Below are 737 nucleotides of genomic sequence, written 5' to 3'. Positions count from 1 at the left end.
GGCGTGGCCGCGCGGCTGGTCGCCAAGGCCCGCGAGCGCGCCGAGGCCGCAGGCCGCCCGCTGCACCTGCTCGCCCCGGCGCGCCATCTGGAGGTGCAGGCCTGGGCCCACCGCCTCGGCCTGCCGCTGCTGGACCAGGATGCCTGAGGCCGGGGAACCCCTGCGGCTCCAGCCACTCCAACCCTGCCGACAGCCCCGGCCGCACAGCGGCCGGGATTCCCTATACTTCGCCCTGCCCCCGCACCGCACAAGGACTCGTCCGCCATGAAGACCTTCGGCAAGTTTCTCGGCCTGCTCCTGCTCGGCCTGCTGCTGGCCATAGTCGCGCTGGGCTTCGCCTTCACCCACCTGTTCGACCCCAACGACTACAAGGACGAGATCCGCCAGCTGGCCCGCGACAAGGCCAACCTGGAGCTCGACCTCCGGGGCGAGATCGGCTGGAGCCTGTTCCCCTGGCTCGGCCTCGAACTGCGCGACACCACCCTGGCCAGCGCCGCCACTCCACAGCAGCCGTTCGCCGAGCTGGACATGCTCGGCTTCTCGGTGCGCGTGCTGCCGCTGCTGCGCCGCGAGGTGCAGATGAGCGACATCCGCATCGACGGCCTCAAGCTCAGCCTCGAACGCGACGCCGAGGGCCGCGGCAACTGGCAGGACATCGGCCGCCCGGCCAAAGCCGCGCCGGCCACCCCGGAGCAGCCCGCTGCCGCCGCCCCGCCCGCCAGCCCGGCCCCGGCGCA

General features: G+C 73.3%; 1 protein-coding gene. It reads left to right on the top strand.

The window, feature by feature from the left end; translation table 11 throughout:
- Window positions 1-264: 264 nt before the first annotated feature.
- Window positions 265-737, top strand: a 473-nt coding sequence (locus E5198_RS21320) for an AsmA family protein (RefSeq protein WP_136491878.1), incomplete at its 3' end; no start/stop codon positions are given.

Source organism: Pseudomonas sp. A-1 (genome assembly GCF_004801855.1).
GTDB lineage: Bacteria > Pseudomonadota > Gammaproteobacteria > Pseudomonadales > Pseudomonadaceae > Geopseudomonas.
The sequence above is the reverse complement of the archived record's forward strand: the minus strand, read 5'-3'. Positions and strand labels throughout refer to the sequence as shown.